25 protein-coding genes are annotated in these 20,598 nt (G+C 38.2%); 17 read left to right on the top strand and 8 right to left on the bottom strand.

The genetic code is table 11. The annotated features are described in order from the left end of the window. Positions 1-91 precede the first annotated feature (91 nt). The 10 genes from BMY21_RS10115 (at position 92) to BMY21_RS10070 (ending at position 7,298) form a co-directional block, all read left to right on the top strand. Positions 92-1,045, top strand: a complete 954-nt coding sequence (locus BMY21_RS10115; RefSeq protein ID WP_074643700.1) for an NADase-type glycan-binding domain-containing protein — start codon at positions 92-94, stop codon at positions 1,043-1,045. Between the two features lie 186 nt (positions 1,046-1,231). Further along, positions 1,232-1,780: a hypothetical protein gene (locus BMY21_RS10110; protein ID WP_074643698.1), complete on the top strand. Its 549-nt coding sequence runs from the start codon at positions 1,232-1,234 to the stop codon at positions 1,778-1,780. 360 nt (positions 1,781-2,140) lie between these two features. Further along, positions 2,141-2,485, top strand: coding sequence for a hypothetical protein (locus BMY21_RS10105; protein ID WP_074643695.1), 345 nt, complete (start codon positions 2,141-2,143; stop codon positions 2,483-2,485). Positions 2,486-2,586: 101 nt separating this feature from the next. Then, positions 2,587-2,847 carry a type II toxin-antitoxin system Phd/YefM family antitoxin gene (locus BMY21_RS10100; protein ID WP_074643693.1) on the top strand — a complete coding sequence of 87 codons (261 nt, stop codon included), beginning with the start codon at positions 2,587-2,589 and terminating at the stop codon, positions 2,845-2,847. Then, positions 2,837-3,151, top strand: a complete 315-nt coding sequence (locus BMY21_RS10095; protein WP_074643690.1) for a type II toxin-antitoxin system RelE/ParE family toxin — start codon at positions 2,837-2,839, stop codon at positions 3,149-3,151. The genes BMY21_RS10100 and BMY21_RS10095 overlap by 11 nt, the downstream gene beginning before the upstream one ends. A 107-nt stretch (positions 3,152-3,258) precedes the next feature. Next, complete coding sequence (locus tag BMY21_RS10090; protein WP_074643688.1) at positions 3,259-3,792, top strand: nitroreductase family protein; 534 nt, start codon at positions 3,259-3,261, stop codon at positions 3,790-3,792. 3 nt (positions 3,793-3,795) lie between these two features. Further along, positions 3,796-4,194 carry a peptidoglycan DD-metalloendopeptidase family protein gene (locus BMY21_RS10085; protein WP_074643685.1) on the top strand — a complete coding sequence of 133 codons (399 nt, stop codon included), beginning with the start codon at positions 3,796-3,798 and terminating at the stop codon, positions 4,192-4,194. A gap of 14 nt (positions 4,195-4,208) precedes the next feature. Continuing rightward, a complete protein-coding gene (locus BMY21_RS10080) occupies positions 4,209-4,922 on the top strand; it encodes a hypothetical protein (protein ID WP_074643683.1) in 714 nt (237 codons plus the stop codon). A 47-nt stretch (positions 4,923-4,969) separates the two neighbouring features. After that, entirely contained in the window at positions 4,970-6,004 is a 1,035-nt protein-coding gene (locus BMY21_RS10075) for a Gfo/Idh/MocA family protein (protein ID WP_074643680.1), read from the top strand. A gap of 43 nt (positions 6,005-6,047) precedes the next feature. Next, a complete protein-coding gene (locus BMY21_RS10070) occupies positions 6,048-7,298 on the top strand; it encodes a carcinine hydrolase/isopenicillin-N N-acyltransferase family protein (protein ID WP_074643677.1) in 1,251 nt (416 codons plus the stop codon). A 108-nt stretch (positions 7,299-7,406) separates the two neighbouring features. Here the strand turns inward: BMY21_RS10070 and trhA are convergent, their stop codons facing one another. From trhA to BMY21_RS10055, 3 genes are all read right to left on the bottom strand, one after another. Further along, positions 7,407-8,309 (bottom strand): PAQR family membrane homeostasis protein TrhA, encoded by a 903-nt coding sequence (trhA, locus tag BMY21_RS10065; RefSeq protein WP_074643674.1) that lies wholly within the window; start codon positions 8,307-8,309, stop codon positions 7,407-7,409. Between the two features lie 87 nt (positions 8,310-8,396). Continuing rightward, positions 8,397-9,179, bottom strand: a complete 783-nt coding sequence (gene rlmB / locus BMY21_RS10060; protein ID WP_074643673.1) for a 23S rRNA (guanosine(2251)-2'-O)-methyltransferase RlmB — start codon at positions 9,177-9,179, stop codon at positions 8,397-8,399. A 15-nt stretch (positions 9,180-9,194) separates the two neighbouring features. Next, entirely contained in the window at positions 9,195-9,692 is a 498-nt protein-coding gene (locus BMY21_RS10055) for a YchJ family protein (RefSeq protein WP_074643671.1), read from the bottom strand. Positions 9,693-9,766: 74 nt separating this feature from the next. On the opposite strand from BMY21_RS10055, the gene BMY21_RS10050 reads away from it, so the two are divergent. The 6 genes from BMY21_RS10050 to BMY21_RS10030 all read left to right on the top strand — a co-directional run bounded on the left by BMY21_RS10050 (position 9,767) and on the right by BMY21_RS10030 (position 15,708). Next, positions 9,767-11,341, top strand: coding sequence for an ATP-binding cassette domain-containing protein (locus tag BMY21_RS10050; RefSeq protein ID WP_074643669.1), 1,575 nt, complete (start codon positions 9,767-9,769; stop codon positions 11,339-11,341). Positions 11,342-11,389: 48 nt separating this feature from the next. Further along, positions 11,390-12,472, top strand: a complete 1,083-nt coding sequence (locus tag BMY21_RS10045; RefSeq protein WP_074643667.1) for a glycosyl hydrolase family 18 protein — start codon at positions 11,390-11,392, stop codon at positions 12,470-12,472. A gap of 100 nt (positions 12,473-12,572) precedes the next feature. After that, on the top strand, positions 12,573-13,166 hold the full coding sequence (locus BMY21_RS10040) for a hypothetical protein (RefSeq protein WP_074643664.1): 594 nt from the start codon (positions 12,573-12,575) through the stop codon (positions 13,164-13,166). Between the two features lie 180 nt (positions 13,167-13,346). After that, a complete protein-coding gene (locus BMY21_RS10035; RefSeq protein WP_074643662.1) occupies positions 13,347-14,708 on the top strand; it encodes a PFL family protein in 1,362 nt (453 codons plus the stop codon). Between the two features lie 8 nt (positions 14,709-14,716). Further along, on the top strand, positions 14,717-14,848 hold the full coding sequence (locus BMY21_RS16080) for a hypothetical protein (protein ID WP_256210377.1): 132 nt from the start codon (positions 14,717-14,719) through the stop codon (positions 14,846-14,848). After that, positions 14,845-15,708 (top strand): GNAT family N-acetyltransferase, encoded by an 864-nt coding sequence (locus BMY21_RS10030; RefSeq protein WP_074643659.1) that lies wholly within the window; start codon positions 14,845-14,847, stop codon positions 15,706-15,708. The genes BMY21_RS16080 and BMY21_RS10030 overlap by 4 nt, the downstream gene beginning before the upstream one ends. Positions 15,709-15,734: 26 nt before the next feature. Here the strand turns inward: BMY21_RS10030 and BMY21_RS10025 are convergent, their stop codons facing one another. Genes BMY21_RS10025 through BMY21_RS10015 form a run of 3 tightly spaced genes read right to left on the bottom strand, consistent with a single transcriptional unit; the run spans position 15,735 to position 17,596 of the window. Continuing rightward, a complete protein-coding gene (locus BMY21_RS10025; protein WP_074643657.1) occupies positions 15,735-16,520 on the bottom strand; it encodes an ABC transporter permease in 786 nt (261 codons plus the stop codon). Between the two features lie 14 nt (positions 16,521-16,534). Beyond that, positions 16,535-17,233 (bottom strand): ABC transporter ATP-binding protein, encoded by a 699-nt coding sequence (locus BMY21_RS10020; RefSeq protein WP_074643654.1) that lies wholly within the window; start codon positions 17,231-17,233, stop codon positions 16,535-16,537. 9 nt (positions 17,234-17,242) lie between these two features. Continuing rightward, positions 17,243-17,596, bottom strand: a complete 354-nt coding sequence (locus BMY21_RS10015) for a GntR family transcriptional regulator (protein ID WP_074643652.1) — start codon at positions 17,594-17,596, stop codon at positions 17,243-17,245. A gap of 143 nt (positions 17,597-17,739) precedes the next feature. On the opposite strand from BMY21_RS10015, the gene BMY21_RS10010 reads away from it, so the two are divergent. Next, entirely contained in the window at positions 17,740-18,516 is a 777-nt protein-coding gene (locus BMY21_RS10010) for a helix-turn-helix transcriptional regulator (RefSeq protein WP_074643649.1), read from the top strand. Here BMY21_RS10010 and BMY21_RS10005 read toward each other — a convergent pair. Both BMY21_RS10005 and BMY21_RS10000 read right to left on the bottom strand, forming a co-directional pair. Further along, positions 18,513-19,409 (bottom strand): alpha-hydroxy-acid oxidizing protein, encoded by an 897-nt coding sequence (locus tag BMY21_RS10005; protein WP_256210374.1) that lies wholly within the window; start codon positions 19,407-19,409, stop codon positions 18,513-18,515. The two genes, BMY21_RS10010 and BMY21_RS10005, sit on opposite strands and share 4 nt — an antisense overlap. A gap of 13 nt (positions 19,410-19,422) precedes the next feature. Then, entirely contained in the window at positions 19,423-20,508 is a 1,086-nt protein-coding gene (locus BMY21_RS10000; RefSeq protein WP_074643645.1) for a 6-phosphofructokinase, read from the bottom strand. Positions 20,509-20,598 lie beyond the last annotated feature (90 nt).

The raw sequence follows: 20,598 nt of genomic DNA, 5'->3' as shown, positions 1-20,598 counted from the left end.
ATGCACTTCAAATCGGATGTCGGGTCAAGCCCGCCACCGTTTAAGTGCGTAGTTATACGGACACCCGCACTGGGGTGCTTAGGAGAAAAAAATGAAAAAAGTATTTGTTTCATCGCTGTTTGTATTTGTAATTTGTTATAGGTTAATAGCCCATGGGATCGATTGTAATTGTGGCTTAGAAACTTTTGATATAAATAAATATTTACCAAGTAAAATAACATCATCTTCAATTTTAATCGAAAAAAATAAGTCTGTTGATTTTTATTCTCCAAATAATCTTTGTGATGGTTCTTGGAAAAGTTGGGTTGAGGGAGAACCCGGAGATGGAATTGATACAGAAATTACCTATAGTTATGAATCCCCTATTGATATTGACGCATTGGTCATTCGTAATGGCTATGGAGAATTAAAACATTATTACAATAATAATAGGGTTGAACTCATTTCTATACATGATGGAAAAGGAAATGTTTATTATTGTAAACTTAGAGATACCTATAAACCACAATATTTCAATTATATACATTTTGAAAATTGCACAGAGTTAATAATTAAAATCCATTCCATCTATAAAGGAACAAAATATACAGATACCTGTATTTCAGAAATGACTTTTTTGCCATATTCATATAACTCATATAATTATATAGCTGACGATATTCCTTATGAAGTAGATGAGTATACAAATATGATAAATAATAAAATAAAGCCACCAAAAGATTGGGATAATCTTTCTATAATTCATTATTTAGAAAATGGAAAAGTAATTTTACTTTATTATGCTCTTCCACAAGGCAATAAACTTTCTGAACAACAAAATGATAAATGGTTAAAAGTTGGAATTTCATATTTTGAATTTTACAATAACAATTGGATAGAAAGCTCTGATTCTGTATTTGATATAATAAAAAGTGCAAATAGAGTGCATTTATATTTAACTCCATATTTTGATGAACTTTCTTTTAAAAGTGATTTTCATTTAGGCGATGGAACTCATAACTATATTCTAACAGGAAATGGTTTTGAACAGGTAATCCTCAAATAATTATTCTTCATCAAATTTGGAAGTATAATAATATAAGTATTGTATTTAAGAAATTGACAAAATTCTGATAAATACAATACTTTTTATATAATCGTATAACAAAGGTTCGTAGCCGACAGGCAGTCAAGCTGCCTGCGGTACAACCAGTTGTTACACGGACACCCCACTGGGGTGCTTTAAAAGAAAATGAATATAAAAATAAATAATAAGAAATATAAAAAACTCGACTATGCAAGGTTAAAGGAATTTGTTGATAACGCTATAAAACAATCTAAATATGATATTTGTATTGAAACTGATGAATCAAACTGGCTTCAAATATTTAAAGAAAATGGATATGTTTCTATAGCCAATAGAATTGGAAAGAAAGTTTTTCAATACTATAAATTAAATAACGAAGATAAAATACATGATATTATAAAACAATATTTTTTTAACGGAAAATTAATTCTTGAACAAAAACCTGATGAAACTATTAATGCAAAAGATAAATCAATTCTAAATATGTTAGGGTCTATCATTGTTGTAATTGCGATGATTCTTATGATATTTAGCAAAAAAAATCAATTATTTTTGTCTTTATGTTTATTACTTTTTTCTATTGGTTTAATGCTTGCAACTATAAAACCTTTAATTAATAATGAGTATGATAAGAGAAATGATGTTCGTTTTTTTATAGGAGTTTTTATGTTTTTTGCTTCGTTATTCATGTTTATTCGTTTGTTGAAATACTGAATAATGAATTAATAGATATTTTTTAATCGAGTCAAGCTCGATTAAAAAGAAAATTGAACTTTAGAGCGAAACAAGGAAGCGATGGTACGAGACTTTCGTCGCTTAGTAAAGTTAAAAAAAAATAGAAGCGTTGCTTCTGAAAAAATAAATCTTTTTTTTTATAAAGAGTATATAAGGAATAATATTTCGGGAAGAAATATTTTCGTGTAACAAAGGTTCGTAGCCGACAGCGGGTCGAGCCCGCTGCGGTACAACCAGTTGTTATGTGGACGCCCGCATTGGTGCGCTAGAAGAAAAAAAGAAACAACAAAAAGATTCCTTACGATTCTAATTACAAATTAATTTATTATGAGGAAAATAATGAACAATGAAATTGATTTTTATACTGTTTTACAAAGCGTAAAAAAATCATTTTTAGAAGAACTGCAAAAATATCCATCGAAATCTTATAAGAAAGAAATTTTAATTGATAACAACAAATGTTATAGAGCAATCTTTGAATTAGAAAATTGTATGGGGGAACTTATTGTTGATATCCCTGAATATGCTCCGTATAGATATGTTAATTTAAATGTCTTATCGACTTATGCAAATGAAATATCTACCATATTTTGCTGGTATGATTCTAAATCCGATTCTTTAGAAAGTATAACAAATAAAATCAAAGAAGGATTAGAAAAAGCTTTTCAATATAGTTTAACTTAAAATCACATAACAAAAGTTAGTAGTCAACATCGGATCAAACCCACCTTTTTATAGACAAACCAAGACAAGCCGTGGTAAAATAATCCCACAAGGAGAATTAAATGCCACGAATTGTTCCAATAAGGGATTTGAAGAATACAACAGCAATTTCAACTCTCTGCCATGAAGAGGAAGAACCAATTTTTGTAACAAAAAATGGTTATGGTGACATGGTGCTTATGAGTATGGAAACATATGAAAAAAGCCTTTTTCTAGCAAATGTATACGGAAAACTTGAAGAAGCTAAAGATGATATGAGAAACGGTAGATACTCTTCCGTTGAAGATGCAATTTCCAGAATTAGAGAAAAACATGGCTTATAATGTTCGAATCATGGAGAAAGCAGAAGAAGATTTGTCGGAAATTGTAGATTACATTTCAGATACGCTAAAAAATCAAACAGCTGCAGACAATCTTCTTGTAGACTTTCTGAACGAAAAAGAAAATATTGCTGAAAATCCATACATGTATCCTCTGAGTGATAATCCTGTATTGCAGAATGAAGGATATCATCGTTTTCTTTTCTACAAGAATTTTATTGCATTATACTTGATTGATGATGTTGAAAAAATAGTTTCTATAATGCGTATCTTCTATGCAAAAAGAGATTATGCTAATTTGATATAAAAAACACATAACAAAGGTTCGTAGCCGACAGGCAGTCAAGCTGTCTGCGGTACAACCAATTGTTATGTGGACGCCCGCACTGGGGCGCTTTTAAGTGAGAAAACAAAATGAATACAATAGATATCATCATGACTCGCCGCAGTTATCGCGGAAAATATAAAAATCAGCCTGTACCAAGAGAAGACCTTCAGAAGATTCTGGAAGCAGGACTTGCCGCCCCTTCTGGCTGTAACAAGCAGACCACTAGCTTGATCTGTGTAGATGACGCTGAGATTCTCAAAAAGATTAACTCAGTGATTGAGCCGCCGGTTTGCGAAACAGCACCTGCAATGATTTGCGTTCTTTCTCAAAAAATAAATGCGTATCGCGACAGATGTTTTTCCGTTCAGGATTATTCAGCCGCAATAGAAAATATGCTGCTTGCTATAGTAGACCTCTGCTATCAAAGCTGCTGGTACGAAGGCCACATCACCGACACTGACCGCATCTGCGATAAAATCGCAGCCATCCTGAATGTTCCAGATGATTATGACCTCGTATGTATTTTACCTGTAGGAATCGCAGAATCAGAACCTTCTATACCTCGAAAGAAAGCTTTTGAAGAAAGAGCGTGGTTCAATGGATTTGGTGCTAAAGGATAAAAAATGAAAAAGAAATATTTACTTATTGCTATTACAATTTTATTTTGCACTTCTCTTTTTTCAGAAGATTCAGGTAGCCTTATTCCAAAAAAAACTGAAAATGAGTATTTTATCCCAGGAAATGAAGGAGATATTATTTACAGTTTAGGTGAAGGTGTTGTTGATATCGGTTTTGACAATATAAAAGGATTATATATTATTGCTGATTACAATTCACTGGGAATTAAAGTTACATATTGCAATCTTGGAACTATTTCAGTATCAAAAAAGCAAAAGATTAAAAAAGGAGATAAACTCGGTTCAATTGGAATGACAGGCTTTACAGACCAGACTGGTTGTTCCATGATAATTGAAATTAATGAGGATTCCTTCCTTTTTCAAAAAAAGAGGCTTGAATTCTAATACAGGAGATAAATATGAAAAAAAGATTTTTTTTGCTAAGTATAGTTTTTTCTTTGGTAATAACTTCAATGCAATCTGAAGAAACGATTCTATCTGTTTTTGAGAATTCATATAAAGAAGAAAATATCGAGATTTGCTTAAAGAATGGATTAAATAAACTAAACATAAATTTAGATTCTGAAATTCCAACAGAACGATTATCTGCAATAAACTTCATCTTAAAAAATACTTATGAAAATAATATTCATAAAATGCGTGGTGAAGAAGATAATAAGGTTTATACAAAAGACACAGGTGAGGAAGCTGTGTTTGATAAAGATGGGAATCTTGTTACAAATGATTGGAATAAAGGTTCATATAATTATGGAACCTACGACAAACCAATTCAAAAATTTGAATTAGATATTTGGCCATGGCTTGTTTGGGGAAATACAAGAACAGATCCAACATCTTTTGCAGAAAGATTTTATTATTATTTAACGGATTTAGATATAGGAATTCAAAAATATATATTTTTGAAAAAGAAATCTGATTTAGAAAAAATTAATTATTCTGAATTAAAAGAATCTGATAAATTGGTGTATCACTTTTTTAATTATTTAATATTCAATGAAAATTACACATTTGATTTATCAGAAAAAAATATTAAAAACTACAAAAAGAGCGCAGATAATTATTGGAACTTCTTATCTCAATTATTTTCACTTTCTGGTTTCAGGAATGAATAAGAAAAACTTTCAAAATCTTCTAACCTATTATAGACTATAGTTAAGATATGTCGTTGAATTCAAAAAATAATTCTAAGATTTACACAGCGGCTCTGGTCGGCACAGGGCGCATTGGTTTTTCTCTTGGTTTTGACAAAAAACGTGAACAGCCTGCTTCTCATACAATGGCCTTATTAGGCAACAAACGCATTAAGTTGATTGCCGCTGCTGACACAGACTCGGAACATCTTGCAGATTGGAAGAAATTTGTAAAAGGCGCAGAAACCTTTTCTTCCAGCGAAGAGATGTATAACTCAATACCAACTCCCGACATAATTACTGTTGCTGTAAACGAAGACTCTCACATGAAAGAGTGTCTTGCAGCTATTGAGGCAAAACCCCGCCTTATTATTCTGGAAAAACCAGTCGCGCTAAACAGCACTCAGGCTGCTGAAATTGCTGAAGCCGCAGACAAAGCCGGAGTTCCGGTTATGGTCAACCATGAACGACGCTTTGCTGCAGACTATAATATGGCAAAGACTTATCTGAAAAATATTGGGACCTTGCAGTCTGTCCGCGGAGAATTGTATTCAGGCCTGCGTATTTACGGCAAAGAGTTTGAAAACGACGGTGCCTACAGCCTGCTTCATGACGGAACTCATCTTGTTGATATAATCAGCTGGCTTCTGGATGAAAAACTTTCCAAACCTCTTGTTACTGGAATTTTCAAAGATGATAAAGATGTGGTTCGAAACTTCAGCGCACATTTTTCAACTCCATCCTGTGCAGACGTAACAATCAGTATGAGTGGCCGCAGCCGCTTTTTCAGCTTTGGTCTTGATATTCTTGGCACAGAGGGCCGAATCTGTCTTGGTAACGGTTATGCCAAATTCTACAGACGCAAGGAATCAAAACTGTACACAGGATTCTTTTCACTTTCGAAAGACAGGAGCATTCATCTCCCTAAGAAAACCGGGTATTTTTCAAATATGATTCAGAATGCAGTTGATTTTCTGGATAAAAAAGAAAAGCTGCTAAGTCCTCTATCTGCAGCGATTGAAGACCTGAAGGTTCTTGAAGAGATAAAAACGAAATTTATTTAATCTTAATTTACAGTGTCTTAATAACAAAAGGAGTTCATTTTATATGAAAAAAGTATCAAAAATCATCTGTATCATTTTAAGTTCAATTCTGGCGCTGGTTCTGATTACTGCAGTAGTATTTAGTATTATCTTTAGAAATGAAATATCTGCTATTTCATCTATCAAAGTTCTTAAGCCACGCGTAGAAAATTCTCTGCAATGTGGAATCTACGAAATGTCATTTAATGGTGATTATTATTTTGATGATTACCTTGCTCAGGGCGGTGCAAAAAATGACAGAGAGCTACTGGATTTCATTATGAATAAAATGACAAAGGGGCTTTTGAAGCTTAAAATCAAAACTTCAAAAATCGGCTGTTCTTCTTTTACTGCACGTAAGCCAAATGGAGAACATCTTTTTGCCAGAAATTATGATCTTTATTCTACAAATACATGTATTGTCCGGATTAAAGGTAACAAAAATCGTCATGCTTCAATTTCAACTGTAGACCTTTCTTTTATAAATATTCCGGCATATAAAAATGTAAATAATCTGATTTCAAAAGCTTACTGCCTCGCTGCTCCTTATGCCCCTCTCGACGGAATAAATGACGCCGGTGTGAGTTGTGGAATTTACATGACCTATCAGGGAGATGGCAGAAATGTCATTGCTACAGATCAGAATACAGATCTTCCTGATTTTTCTCCAACTACTTTTATCAGAATGATTCTGGATTATGCAGATTCCCTGGAAGAAGCTATAGATTTTGCAAAAGCTTATGATATGCACGATTCAGCCGGAACTTCATTTCACATAATGATTACAGACCGCTCTGGCAGAAGTGCGATTCTTGAATGGGTATACGGCAAAAACGGCTCTGATAATAAAGGGGCCTTAAGAAAACTTGTCGTTACTTATAATGATGCTGATGAGCACATTGGTCCTCATGAAGCAGAATCGGATTTTCAGTGGGTTACAAACTTTATCATTCAATCAGGCTACTACCAGGAATACAGTACAAAAACTCTGGTAGGCTGGGACCGCTACAATATTCTGTATGACGAACTTTCCAAAACAGACGCAATTATTGAAGATGAAATGTCTGCAATGAAGATTCTGCAGAAAATTGCTCAGCGAACTATACGCCCAAACCGCAAAGCTGACGATTATATTCTGACAATCCACAGTGTAATCTATAATCTCGACAACCTTACAACTCTTTGGTGCGGAAACGAGCAATACGCCGATACAAACGGAATGTTTAAATATAAGTTTGATAAAAATAAAAACTGTTTTATACGGGATTTATTATAAAAGGAATATGAATGGGGGCGTTACGGGGGCGAAGCCCCCGTTAGAAAGGGTAGGCCGCAACGAAGTGCGGACGAAGGGGAAGACTTTCCCCTCCTTCTGATTTATGATTTATGCTCCGAGGAAGAACAACGAGAAGAAAATATATACGCTGCCGAACAGCATTATGATATTGCTGAGGAGGTGCATGAACTTGATTTTCTTGAGGTTGTAGAAAATGATTCCTATGAGATAGAAAACTGCTCCAAGAACGAGCATGCTGAAACTCTTTGCTGAAAGAACTTCGAAAAGATTTTTTGCTACGAAGAGTCCTGAGAAACCTGCGAGAATGTAGAGTGCTACGTTCAGTTTGTCATATTTTTCGCCGGCAATTGAGTAGAAAAGGATTCCGATAAATACAAGGCCCCATACGATTCCGAAAAGAATCCAGCCTATTTCTCCCTGAATCTTTGTAATTGTATATGCACTGTAGCCAAATCCTATGATGAGGAATGAGAAAACATGTGAAAGGCGGTTGAATACCTGTTTTGCTGTGATGTTTGTAAGCGCATGCTGAAGTACTGAACTGAGGTACATCAGAATCATTGATGCTCCGAAAAGCGAATAGAAAACTGTTGTAATATTTACAAAGCTATCAAGCTGACCTACTGCGATTGTGTCCAGAATTGCTGTTGCAGCAATAAAAAGCATTACGCCAATTCCCTGAACGATTGAACTTCCGATTTCCTCGCCTACTGTTAAACGGCGTGATTTCTTTGCGAGCTCCAGAAGACGTTTTTCATTTGCAATGCGTTTTTCTGCACGCTTCATGGCACGTTCTGTTTTTGCATATTCTGCAGCTGCATATTTTGCCTTAAGACGCTCTGGATCTTCTGCGTACTGAATATTTATCTGCTGAACGGCGTTTTCGTAATCAATTTTAAGCTGCTTAAGTCTTGAACGTTTTTTTGACTTAAGAGATTTTAATGTAGATTTTCTGACTGCTTTTTGTGCAATTTCATCTTGTCTGGACATAGTGTTACCTCACTTTTATATTATTATAACATTATGACACTTTTTGTCAATTTTGTCATGAATATAATTCTGATATTTATATAATCACTATTTACTAAGCTCATATAACAGCACGCCTGCTGCAACAGAAACGTTTAAGCTGTCGATTTTTCCGCAGGTTGGAATTGAAACTATGGTGTCGCACTGTTTTTCCAGAAGCTGTGCTATTCCTGTTCCTTCGCTGCCCATTATAATTACTGATTTTTGAGCGAACTCTATTTTACGGCAGTTTTCTCCACCAGCATCGGCTCCATAAATCCAGAAACCTGCATTTTTGAGCTGTTCTGCTGCACGAACAAGGTTATTTACGATTGCTACAGGCACCCAGGCACTGGCTCCAGCGCTTGTACGGCCTATTACTTCGTTTCCAGCTATATCACTGGCACTATTGTGTTCTGGAAGTACAACAAGAGCTGCTCCAAACTGGTCACAGCTTCGGATAATTGCACCTACATTATGAGGATCTGTAACACTGTCCAGAATAACAACAATAAGGCGGTTTTTATTCTCTGGAAGGTCGCCGCTATGGGTTTTTATCCAGGAATCAAAATCTACTATATTGGCGGTTTGTTTTTCGCCGCCTTCGATTTCCATTACAAGACCACGATGGTCGCGCAGGGTTTCATCGAGACCAGCTACAAGAGTATCGAGTTTTTTGTCATCTGACTGAATTGCAGGAATTCCTGCTTCTTTTGCAGCAGCAAGAATTTTCTTAACGCGCGGACCAGGCTTGCTGTAATAAAGCTTAAGCCCGGCAGGAGCATATGCTTTGTCCTTACCCTTTGATGCGCGAATTTTTTCTTCTATCGAATGAAAGCCTGTTACTACCATACGTTTACAAAAGTACTAGCGACCGCAACACTGCTTATATTTCTTACCACTTCCGCAAGGACATGGATCATTACGTCCAACCTTTGCACCAACACGCTTTACTGTTGTAGGAATTACGTTTCCTGCAACATATTTCCAGTCATCTCCAACTTTCTTGAAAAGGGAAATTTCGTGATGAACATCGTGCATATTGTGAAGTGTATAATCTGCTTCGAATTCTACAATCTGCTCGTCTTCTTTTTCACCGTTTTCTGTACGAAGAATTTTAAGTCCGTTCCACTGAGACTGTTTGCTCCATTCTTCTGTTGCCTGGCGGTCGATTTCGCCGATTCCTTCACCTTCTTCACAAGAATTGATGATGTAATCAATTTCGTGCTTTACATAAGAAGTGTAGCGTGCACGCATACATGCTTCTGCACTTGGAGCTTTTGTTTTTCCTTTGATAATTGGTTCACAGCATTCGCTGTATGTTTTGCCCGAACCACATGGGCATAATTCGTTATTAGTACTCATGATGATTATTTTAATGATTTAATTCTTCTAGGGCAACAGTACACATTGAGAACTAAATTGATTATAATCCTCGTATGTGCAAAAACTTTATAACTGTTCAGAACTGTAGAATTGAAAATAACCGTGACGTACTTATACCTAATATCACCTGGAAGCTCAATGAAGGAGAAGTCTGGCTCGTTACCGGTCCAAATGGAAGCGGTAAGGCAGATTTTTTGAATGCGCTGGCAGGAAACTCCGGACTTAAAATTACGCCTAATGAAACTCTCTTGAATGGTGACCAGGGGCTTTTTTCCAATATCTTTTCTGATTCTACTGATGTTGTTTCACTGGAACGGGCTGCACGCCTTATTCAGGAAGAACGCGAAAATGATGAAAGTGATTATCTTGAAGGCGGTGTTGACCATGGCCGCACCGGACGAGTGTTTATTGCACAGGCACTTTATCCAGAACTCAAAAAAGGTATGCCACTGCCGGACGCAGCATTTCATATTGAAAACGAACCTGCTATAAAACTTTGCGGAATCGAGAAGATTCTGGGCCGCGGCCTCAAATATATGTCTACCGGAGAAATCCGCCGTACACTCTTGGCCCGCGCCCTTGTTTCAGGCAAAAAATTCCTGATTTTGAGCGATCCTTTTGCAGGCCTGGATGTTCAGAGCCGCACTATTCTTCTGGACTTTTTTGATTCAATTGCACGGAAAAAAGGATTTCCTCAGCTGATTCTTGGAATGGAACGCTGGCACGAGATTCCTGATGCAATCACACATGTTCTGGAATTCCGGGATAAAAAGGTTTCTTACTGTGGAGAACGCTCTGGTTATGAAGCTCTTTTACAGGAACGTTCAAAACAGGGAGCGGCTGACGAAGAAGAAAAACGTCAGAATTTTAAGGATGGATTTGAGGAGCTGAATACAACAGCTTCCGTCAAAGACCTCGATAGTCGTGAAGTCCTCGTTGAAATGAACGATGTTAATGTTGGCTGGGATGATCACCAGGTTCTCAGTCACCTTAACTGGAAGTTGGTTCGCGGCGAACACTGGCTTGTGCGCGGTCCAAACGGAAGCGGAAAAACAACCTTCCTCGAGCTTATTACCGGCGATAATATGCAGGTTTTCAGCAACGATATACGTATTTTTGGTAACCGCCGTGGTTCAGGCGAAACAATCTGGGATATCAAAAAAAGACTTGGAATTGTTTCTTACAGAATGCATGTTGAATACCGTATGCTCGGCGGAACTTCCCTGCTGGCAGTAATTATCAGCGGCTTCAGAGACAGTATTGGTTTATATGGAGAAACTCCTACCGACCTTGAAATAGCAACAGCAAAAAAGTGGCTAGCACTCGGCGGTTTTGAAGGCCGTGAATCAGAAAGTTTTGGTTCCCTCAGTTACGGTGAGCAGAGAGCTATACTTATTCTACGCTCAGCCGTTAAAACTCCGGAAATTCTTATTCTTGATGAACCTTGCCATGGACTTGATGAACAATATCGTTCAAAAATCCTTCAGCTGATGGAACTCATTGGTAATGGAGGCACAACAACAATGCTCCATGTTACACATGACCCTTCCGAGGTTCTCCCATGTGAAAAACATATCCTGGAACTGCATCCAAATGAAGAGCCAATGTGGAAAATCATTACATTATAATAAAGAATTATCACAACTTAGAGGCACATACTGCCGATAATCTTTATTATGAAGAAAACAATCAGCTTATTAATTGTCCTCTCAGTTTTTTGCTGTGCCTGTTCTGCCCGCGGAAAAGCTGATACAGAAATTCCTACAGAAGAGGTTGAATATGCCTACAAAGGCGATGAACCTTCTGTAAATCTGGAAGAAGAAGAAAAACCTCTTGTTCCCCTTTATACCCTGCGTCAGCCAACCGGAAATCCAGTTCCTTTACGCGAAAGCTGGGGTTACGTAATGCAAAGCCGTCTGGATGAATATGATAATTCTATTCCATTAACAGACGTATGCTTTTTCTCAGCCGAAGTAAACTGCTACGGCGAACTTACAGGTATACCAAACAGAAACCGCATAAATACAGGAAAGGCACGCTGCCATCTCGTAATCACCTGTGACAGCAAATCACTAACACATTTCATCCTTGAACCGGGAAGCAGTGCAAGAAAGAATCTTCTTAAAGCAATTGTAAAAGCCGGAGCTCCATACGACGGAGTTCAAATCGATTTCGAGCTTGTACCGGCAAGAGACCGTAAAAACTTTATCACCTTCTGTTCAGATTTACGTTATATGCTTGGAAAAGCAAAATGGTTCTCTATTTGTGTCCCAGCCCGCTTTAAACTTCTTTCTGAGGATATTTATCCTTACACAGAAATAGCACAATACTGTGACCGTGTTTTTGTTATGGCCTACGATGAACACTGGTCTGGCGGACGCCCTGGCGCAGTAGCATCAGTTGACTGGTGCCGTAAAGTCATGGAATACGCTCAGAAAGCAATTCCACCTAAAAAACTGATTATGGGAATTCCTTTCTATGGAAGAACCTGGGCAAGTGAAACAACAGCAGGTGCGTGGTATTTCAGCGGTGCAAACCGAATTATGACAGAGCATAAAGTTCCGGAAGTCACATACGAAAATGATATTCCGACTTTTAAATATACAGCTCAGGTAGATGTAACCGGATATTTTAATGATGCCTATTCCGTAGTCGAACTCTGCCGCCTTTATCAGAATGCCGGTATACAAAAAATGGGATTCTGGAGAATCGGTCAGGAAGATCCTGCAGTATGGGACTGGATAAAGATTAACAAATAGAGTGACACTTTTTCTCCTCACATGTGTTATAATAGTGAATACGGAAAAAGCCGGACTTGAAAAACTTATTTAAGAGCTTTTTCCAGGAGGATAAGACCTTATGAAAAAGATTCTTTCTATTTTATTTATTTTATTTACAGTTTCTGCAGGATTTGCTTTTGCTAAATCTAACGCTTCAGATCCTTTTGATGATCTTGTTGAAAAACTTTTGAAAGATTTAGATGATGAAGGTGCAACAGTTGCCGTAAAACTGTTCAATTCTGAATTAAGCAATAACGAACGTAAGAAGATTTCTAAATCTGTTCAGTTCTCACTTTATTGCGCAGATGTTCTTGAAGTAGTTGCAAAATCAACTGATGCCGACTACATCTGTACAGGAAAAATTGAAGCAGATGGTCCAAATTACATTATCAGCGCAAAGCTTGTTGATAACTATGATGATACTGTAATTGGAAAAGCTAAGCAGAAAGTTCCAAAGGATTATTATGCAGACAAACCAACTGATGTAAAAGTTCAGACAGTAGTTGTTGAAGATTCAGTTGATGCAGACGATATTCTTGGAGCACTTGTTGTAGGAAGTATTATCGGTGGCGTTTTCCACGCAGTAACAACACCTCCACGACCTGTAGTAGTAAGACCTTCCAGACCATCAAGACCAAAGCGTCCTGCTAAGGCTCGTCCAAACAGACCGTAAATTTAAAGAATAAGAGGGGGAAGTCTCCCCCTCGCTTCAGCCCGCTCAGCGGTCTTCGCTACCCCCTCTGCGGGGACACCCCCGCAACGCCCCCCTGTTTTTCAACTAATTTTCCTACCTTGCCCCCATTAACAGTTTTCATTAAAATACTTAACAATCACCTTAAATCAGGAGCTTAATATGATTTTTTCACCAGTAGAGATTCAGGAAACAGTTAATATGTTTATGCGACAGAAGCTGGATATCCGCTGTATTACAATGGGTATTTCACTTTTGGATTGTGCTGATTCAGACAGCAAACGAGCCTGCGACAAGATTTACGACAAGATTATGAAAAAGGCCGGGAATCTCGTAAAAACTGGTCAGGATATTGAAAAGGAGTTCGGTGTACCAATCATCAACAAGCGTATTTCCGTTACTCCTATTGCCCTGATTGCCGGTGCAAGCGAAGCTAAAAACTACGTTCCATATATTAAAACCCTCGACCGCTGTGCACATGAGCTCGGCGTAAACTTTATCGGTGGTTTTTCTGCCCTCGTTCAAAAGGGAATTACTCCTGCAGACCGTATTTTAATTGACTCAATTCCAGAAGCCCTTGCTTCAACTGATTTTGTATGTTCATCTGTAAACGTTGGATCAACAAAATCTGGTATCAATATGGATGCCGTAAAGATGATGGGTGAAACAATCGTAAAAACTGCAGAGGTTTCTAAAAACTGCGAAGTAAACGGCTGTGCAAAGCTCGTTGTATTCTGCAATGCACCGGAAGATAACCCGTTTATGGCAGGTGCATTCCATGGTCCTGGAGAAGCTGATTGTGTAATCAACGTTGGTGTAAGCGGCCCTGGAGTTATCCTTGCAGCAGCAAAGGAATATAAAGGTCAGCCAATCAACGTACTCGCTGATGGTATTAAAAAGATGGCCTTTAAGATTACCCGTATGGGTCAGCTTGTAGGTAGTGAAGCCGCTAAACGTCTTGGCGTTCAGTTTGGTATTCTGGATTTAAGTCTTGCTCCTACTCCTGCAGTCGGCGACTCAGTTGCCCGCATCCTTGAAGAAATCGGTCTTGATGGTTGTGGTGCTCCTGGAACTACTGCTGCCCTCGCAATGCTTACTGACATGGTAAAGAAAGGCGGTGTTATGGCTTCTACAAACGTCGGCGGACTTTCTGGTGCCTTCATTCCAGTTTCAGAAGACGAAGGTATGATTGAAGCTGCAAAGAACGGTTCTATCTGCCTTGAAAAACTTGAAGCAATGACTACAGTTTGTTCTGTAGGTCTTGATATGATTGCCATTCCTGGAGACACTCCTGCTACTACAATCTCTGGTATTCTCGCTGATGAATTTGCAATCGGTATGGTAAACAATAAAACTACAGCATGCCGCCTTATTCCTGCTCCTGGCAAAAAGGCAGGTGAATGGGTTGAGTTCGGCGGACTTCTCGGAGGCTGCCCTGTAATGCCTGTAAGCAAGTTCGGCTGTGCAGACTTTATCAACCGCGGCGGCCGCATCCCGGCTCCAATCCACAGCTTCAGAAACTAGGAGGCCTTATGAAAAAACTGCTGATTGCAATTGCCTTCGCAATGGTTTTTATGGCTGGCTGTTCTTCAGTTTCTGTAACTCATGAAGATGGTTCTCATACCGTTCTTTATCCGGACGGCACTCTGGAGCATATCAATTGACCTTAATTCCTGTTGAAACGCCGGAAGATTTTCTTCTGGCGCAGCAGTTTATAATTCCGCACGAAGAAACCTGTACTACACTTGCCTCTCTTGTGCGGAGAAAAACCGACAAACTTATTTTTCTGAAAAATGAAAATGAGATTGCCGGTATTCTTAGTCTCGATTCGACAATCTATCACTGTATTCCAGATATAAATCTAATAGACAAAAACTCCCTTCTGAAAAATCTGCCTTATCTTATGAAAAAACCGGTCCGCTGCATAAGTGGTGAAACAAGCGGAACCGAGTTTCTGGTGGAAATAGTTAATTCTATAAATGGTAGTCTCGATACAACCGCTTCGCGGCCACTCAACCACCCCGAAATCAAATATCCGTACCGCATGCTCCGGTGGTCCTCTAAAAAGATAGTTTCGACAAGCACAACCACCGAAAATGGCGAAGAAATCATCCGCTGTACCGAGCACGACATGGAAATTCTGCACCCGCTGCAAAAAGATTATATGAAAGGCGAAGTAGCAGTTCCGGGACGTCAGCTTACAGATGCAGAAGTAGACATCACTCTGCGCCAGATTCTCAAAAATCAACTGTGTTTTGCGCTGACAGTAGACGGCGACATTGTAGCAAAGGCAAACACTAATGCTATCGGAATAAACTGTATACAGATTGGCGGAGTTTACACTCACCCGCTCTACCGTCGTAACGGCTATGCAGGTGCCCTTGTACAGGCACTCTGTAACCGTGCTTCACAGGCCGGCCGTAAACCAGTTCTTTTCGTAAAAGAAAAAAATACGCCCGCATTCAATCTCTACCAGAAACTTGGTTTTGAAGAATGCGGGCGCTATATGATTGCTTATTATTAGAGCCTGAAACAAGTTCAGGATGACTGTTATTCCAGATTCAGTCTTAACTCCATGATGAAGTAAGTTACAAATCCATAAATTACTGAGAAAATAAGTCCAATAAAAGCAAGCCAGTAAAGCATTATGGCATCATGTGGAAGCCAGTTAGCCATAATTGATCCTGTTATTCTTGAAGTTACGCTTGTAATAGCAATGATAGCAATAAGTTTTGCCATTGTTCTGTGCTTCTTTGACAAATGTCCGATTGCATTTATCAGATAAGTAAATAAATGAATACAAACACTCCATGATAAAGAAAAGAGAATAACGCCAAACATAGTTACCAGCCAGCCTTCTTCAAAATGGATTACGCTGAGATTTTTAATGCACAGTGCAATAAACGAAATCATCATAACAACTAGAGAAGTTACGGCCCAAATAAACATTGTTAGAATTCTTCCCCAGAGATGTTCACCCATAGTTACCGGCAGTGAAAGATTCAAATATGCTTCATCGCCAAGCAGACCATGCTTAAAACGTTTTGAAATAACGCTTATTGTAACAACACCGGCAACTATTATGATAATCCAGTAAATCATAAAGAAGAATCCAGCCAGACCATCTGTCCAGTTTTCATTTCCATTGATATTAAAAGTGAAACTGAAATTAAAACCACCATCTGAAGAAACCGGAATAAATAATCCTGTCATCAAAGCAAGTGCAATTATTGCAATATAAATTGGTACCAGAATACGAGATGAATGCTTTAATTCATATTTACAAACTTTTCCAATCCAAGGAAACGGATTTCTGCTAGTATTTTTATTTTCCATTTTTCACTCCTGATTTAGCATCTGAATTCTTCGCGGAACAATGTATCAATAGACATACCTGTTTCCTCACGAATTGTATCAACATCACCTTCGCGGATTATGTTACCTTCCTTAAGGAACAGCACATAGCCCAAAACAGATTCAATATCGCTGATTAAGTGTGTTGAAATAATTACTGTTGCATTTTCACTATAGTTTGAAATGATTGTATTGAGGATATAATCGCGAGCAGCAGGGTCTACTCCACCAATCGGCTCATCAAGCATATAAAGCGGAACTTCACGGCTCATTGTAAGAACAAGCTGAACCTTTTCCTTGGTACCTTTTGAAAGGCTCTTCAGCTTATCATCTGCATCAATCTTCAATGTCTTAAGCATTTCATAAGCTTTATCTTTATTAAAGTTTACATAAAAGTCTGTCATCATCTGAACAAGATCCCTTACAGTCATCCAGTCGTTGAGGTAAACACGATCCGGCTGATAAGCTGCAATTGCCTTAGATTCAGCACCAGGCTTTAAACCGCAAACTTTGATTTCTCCAGATGTCGGTTTTAAGAGACCGGCAGCCAGTTTTAGCAAAGTTGTTTTTCCACTTCCGTTTGGTCCCAGAAGACCTACTATTGCACCCTTAGGAACACTAATATCAATTCCTTTCAGTGCAGTCTTTGTAATATATTTCTTAGTAAGATTTTTGCATTCTAAAACTGTTTCCATTACTTTCTCCTATTCTTCTTCGATAATCTTAATTACTTCTTCCTTATCGAAACCAAGGGCCTTCATGCGTTCAAGAAAAGCCGCTATTTCACTTTCTGCAACTTCCTTCTTCATATTTGTTATCATTTCCTTATCATCTGTGATAAATCGCCCTGACGTTCTTTCAGTGCGCACCAACCCCATTCTTTCCAGTTCGGAAAGAGCCTTTTGCATTGTATTTGGATTTACCTGAGCTTTAACCGCTAAGTCTCTGACTGAATCAAGACGGCTACCTTCCGGGAGCTCACCGGAAATTATCTGCGCCTTGAAATAGTCTATCAGCTGGAGATAAATCGGTTTATCATTTGTAAAGTGATATTCCATTAGTACCTCATTATCAAAATAACCATGGTTATTGTATTAAGCACATAATACAGTAGTACAAGCCAGATGTCAACATTTTTTTTTGAAATTTTTTCAATTATATTATAAGATGATAACAATACCAGAAAAGGATAATTAAAAATATGGAACAGAAAACATATACACGAGCTCAAAAAAACTTGATACGATTTTTCTGTATAATCGGAATTGTCGTGGAAATTCTGTGCATCCTTCGTCTTTTTTTGAGAACTGATTTTAACCTGGGCATTCCAGATATTCAAACTGTAACTGATTTTCTTCTTTCTGATTTGTGCCTTACAATTATTGATTCAGCAAGTTTTATTATTTTTATAATTCTGCTTTTTGTACCACAGCAATTTGAACTTTTTGCTCTTGTTGCCTTCATTTATTCGTTTAAAATTATTGCAGTTGAAACTGTTGTAGAAAACCCTATTGGGCTTTTGCTTTATCTTCTTGGTATTTCATGTCTGTTATACAAGGATTTTTATAAAAAACATGGTCACTTGAAAACAGCAATTGCCATTATCTTATATTTTGGACTTGTCAGTCTCAGTTTAAGAAAGGGACTTCTGTGTTTTATCAATTCTCTTGTAATTACTCTTGGATATTCTCTCACTTTCCTTGCTGCTATTTTCTTTGTAGTAAACTTCCTGAGAATTATTTACGTTAAACGTAATGCACGAATATGGGATCTTTCAAAATATCCTGAGCTTACAGAACGCGATAAGGAATGGCTCAAGCAGATTCTTGAAGAAAAGCGTTATGAAGAAATTGCGAGTGATTCGGGAATTACTGTAGGAACTCTTAAGAACCGTATGCATCAGATTTTCCTGATTGTTGGTGTTGAAGACCGCATCAGTCTGCTGGCTACATACGGCGGTTATGATGTAAAGTTCTAATTGATAAGTTCTTTTACAGTTTCGTTATAATGATCATCATAAGTGGCACGGATTAAAGGCCGTGCCATTATTATTTGATCAGCTCCAAAATAAAGTGCTGTCTGTATATCTTCGCGGGTACGGATTCCACCGTCGACCCAGATTTCCTTACAATACTTTTTAAGTTCTACAGCGTGCTCTTTCAGGAACTGTGCTGTGCTTCCAATCCGGGTTTCTACGCGGCCACCGTGATTAGAAATATAAACAACATCCGGCCGCACCTCGCGAACCAGTGCTATATCATCATCTGTAAAAATACCCTTAATTACAAACGGAAGCTTTGTATGCTCGCGGAACTCTTCGAGCTGAACTGCAGTTTTACGCTCAAGGTTTACAAGATTTCTCATTGTAACAATGTTGTATGAGTCTATATCAATTCCAATATGACTTGCATATGGACGCACCCACTCTATGCGTTCAAAGAGGCGTTCCTGAGGATAGGGTTTCAGGAAGAAGGCAGCATCGATTTTTCGAGACTGCTCAGGGACCTCAGTGTTCAATTCTTTTACTGCAGCGACACCAAGCTTCAGTTTTTCATCCGGGCAGCCATCACCTACACAAAGGCCAAAGCCTGCCTGAGCCGCATTCTTGAGATATGGCAGATAAAAGTCTGCTTCATTTGCGTAGCCGATGTTTTCTACCGCACCGGTAACCGGACCACAGCGAAGTTGTGCCGGGCTTACGGTAATTTTTGAGATTTCTTCTTTTTTTGTATTATACAGCTCTTTCCAGCCTTCACAGTTCAGCTGGAAATTCTTTCCTTCAAAAACACCACCAAGTCCAGGTAACATTCCCGGACAACCGTAGCCGTCACAAACTGCACAGCGATGGCATTTCAAATCACCAGTTCCCACCTTGTTCCCCTCACTAGTCGCCAAAACAAATTCCTAAATCTCGTGCTGTCTTAAGAACAGGCTCCTCTTCAGTTATCTCTTTTACTTTTCCTGCAACAACAGAAAGTGGAGTTGCCACAATACTGCCGTTCTTCACTGCGACAAGATTTCCAAATCGCTTTTCTGCCAGGAAGTCTGCTGCAGCACTACCAAGCTTAGTTGCAAGAATCATATCATAAGGAGCAGGATCTCCTCCTCTCTGAAGATAACCAAGCACAGAAGTTCTTGTTTCGATTCCTGTTGCTTCTTCAATTTCTTTTGCAACGCGGAAACCTACAGACTGGCTCATACTCTCACGAGCCTTCTTAAATTCTTTTTTGCTGAGCGCAGCTTCATTTAAATCAATTGCACCTTCTGAGCAGGCAATAATAAAATAGTTCTGTCCTTTAGCTTTTTTAGCCTTCAGGTATTTTGCAATCTTCTTAATATCATAAGGAATTTCTGGAAGAAGAATTACATCTGCACGTCCTGCAAGTCCTGCATAAAGTCCAAGCCAGCCAACCTTGTGGCCCATAATCTCAACTACCATTGCACGGCTATGACTTTTTGCTGTAGTTCTGATTGCTTCAATTCCATGAGTTGCAACATCAATTGCTGTATGAAAACCAAAGGTTTCATCTGTACCAACAATATCATTATCAATTGTCTTTGGCATTCCAATTACATTGAAGCCAGCTTCAGAAAGCAACGAGGCAGTAGTATTAGTTCCGTTTCCACCAAGACACACAAGCGCATCAAGTTTATTCTTTTTGAAAGTTTCTTTAATTCCTTCTACAGGAAGAAGTCCGGTTTTTGGATCAGGAACAGGATTCTTAAAAGGCTTCACGCGTGAAGTTCCAAGTATTGTTCCTCCCTGAGAAATCAACGGCTCAAGATCAATTGTATCCATCTTGAAGGTATCGTTATCTATGAGTCCGCGGTAACCGTTACGAATACCAATAAACTTCATTCCATAATTATTCTTACCAGAAATACATAATGCGCGAATTGCTGCATTTAATCCTGGTGCATCTCCGCCGGAAGTAAGAATTCCGACTGTTTTAATTGTAGAAGCTTTCATAACTATGATTATAACCTTTTTTTGATAGAACGGACAACTAAAAAAACAGGACATCCGCATTATAAAGAATTAAACCGTGAATTTTGGCTC

Origin of the sequence: Treponema bryantii (genome assembly GCF_900111035.1) — a bacterium.
GTDB lineage: Bacteria > Spirochaetota > Spirochaetia > Treponematales > Treponemataceae > Treponema_D > Treponema_D bryantii_C.
The sequence above is the reverse complement of the archived record's forward strand: the minus strand, read 5'-3'. Positions and strand labels throughout refer to the sequence as shown.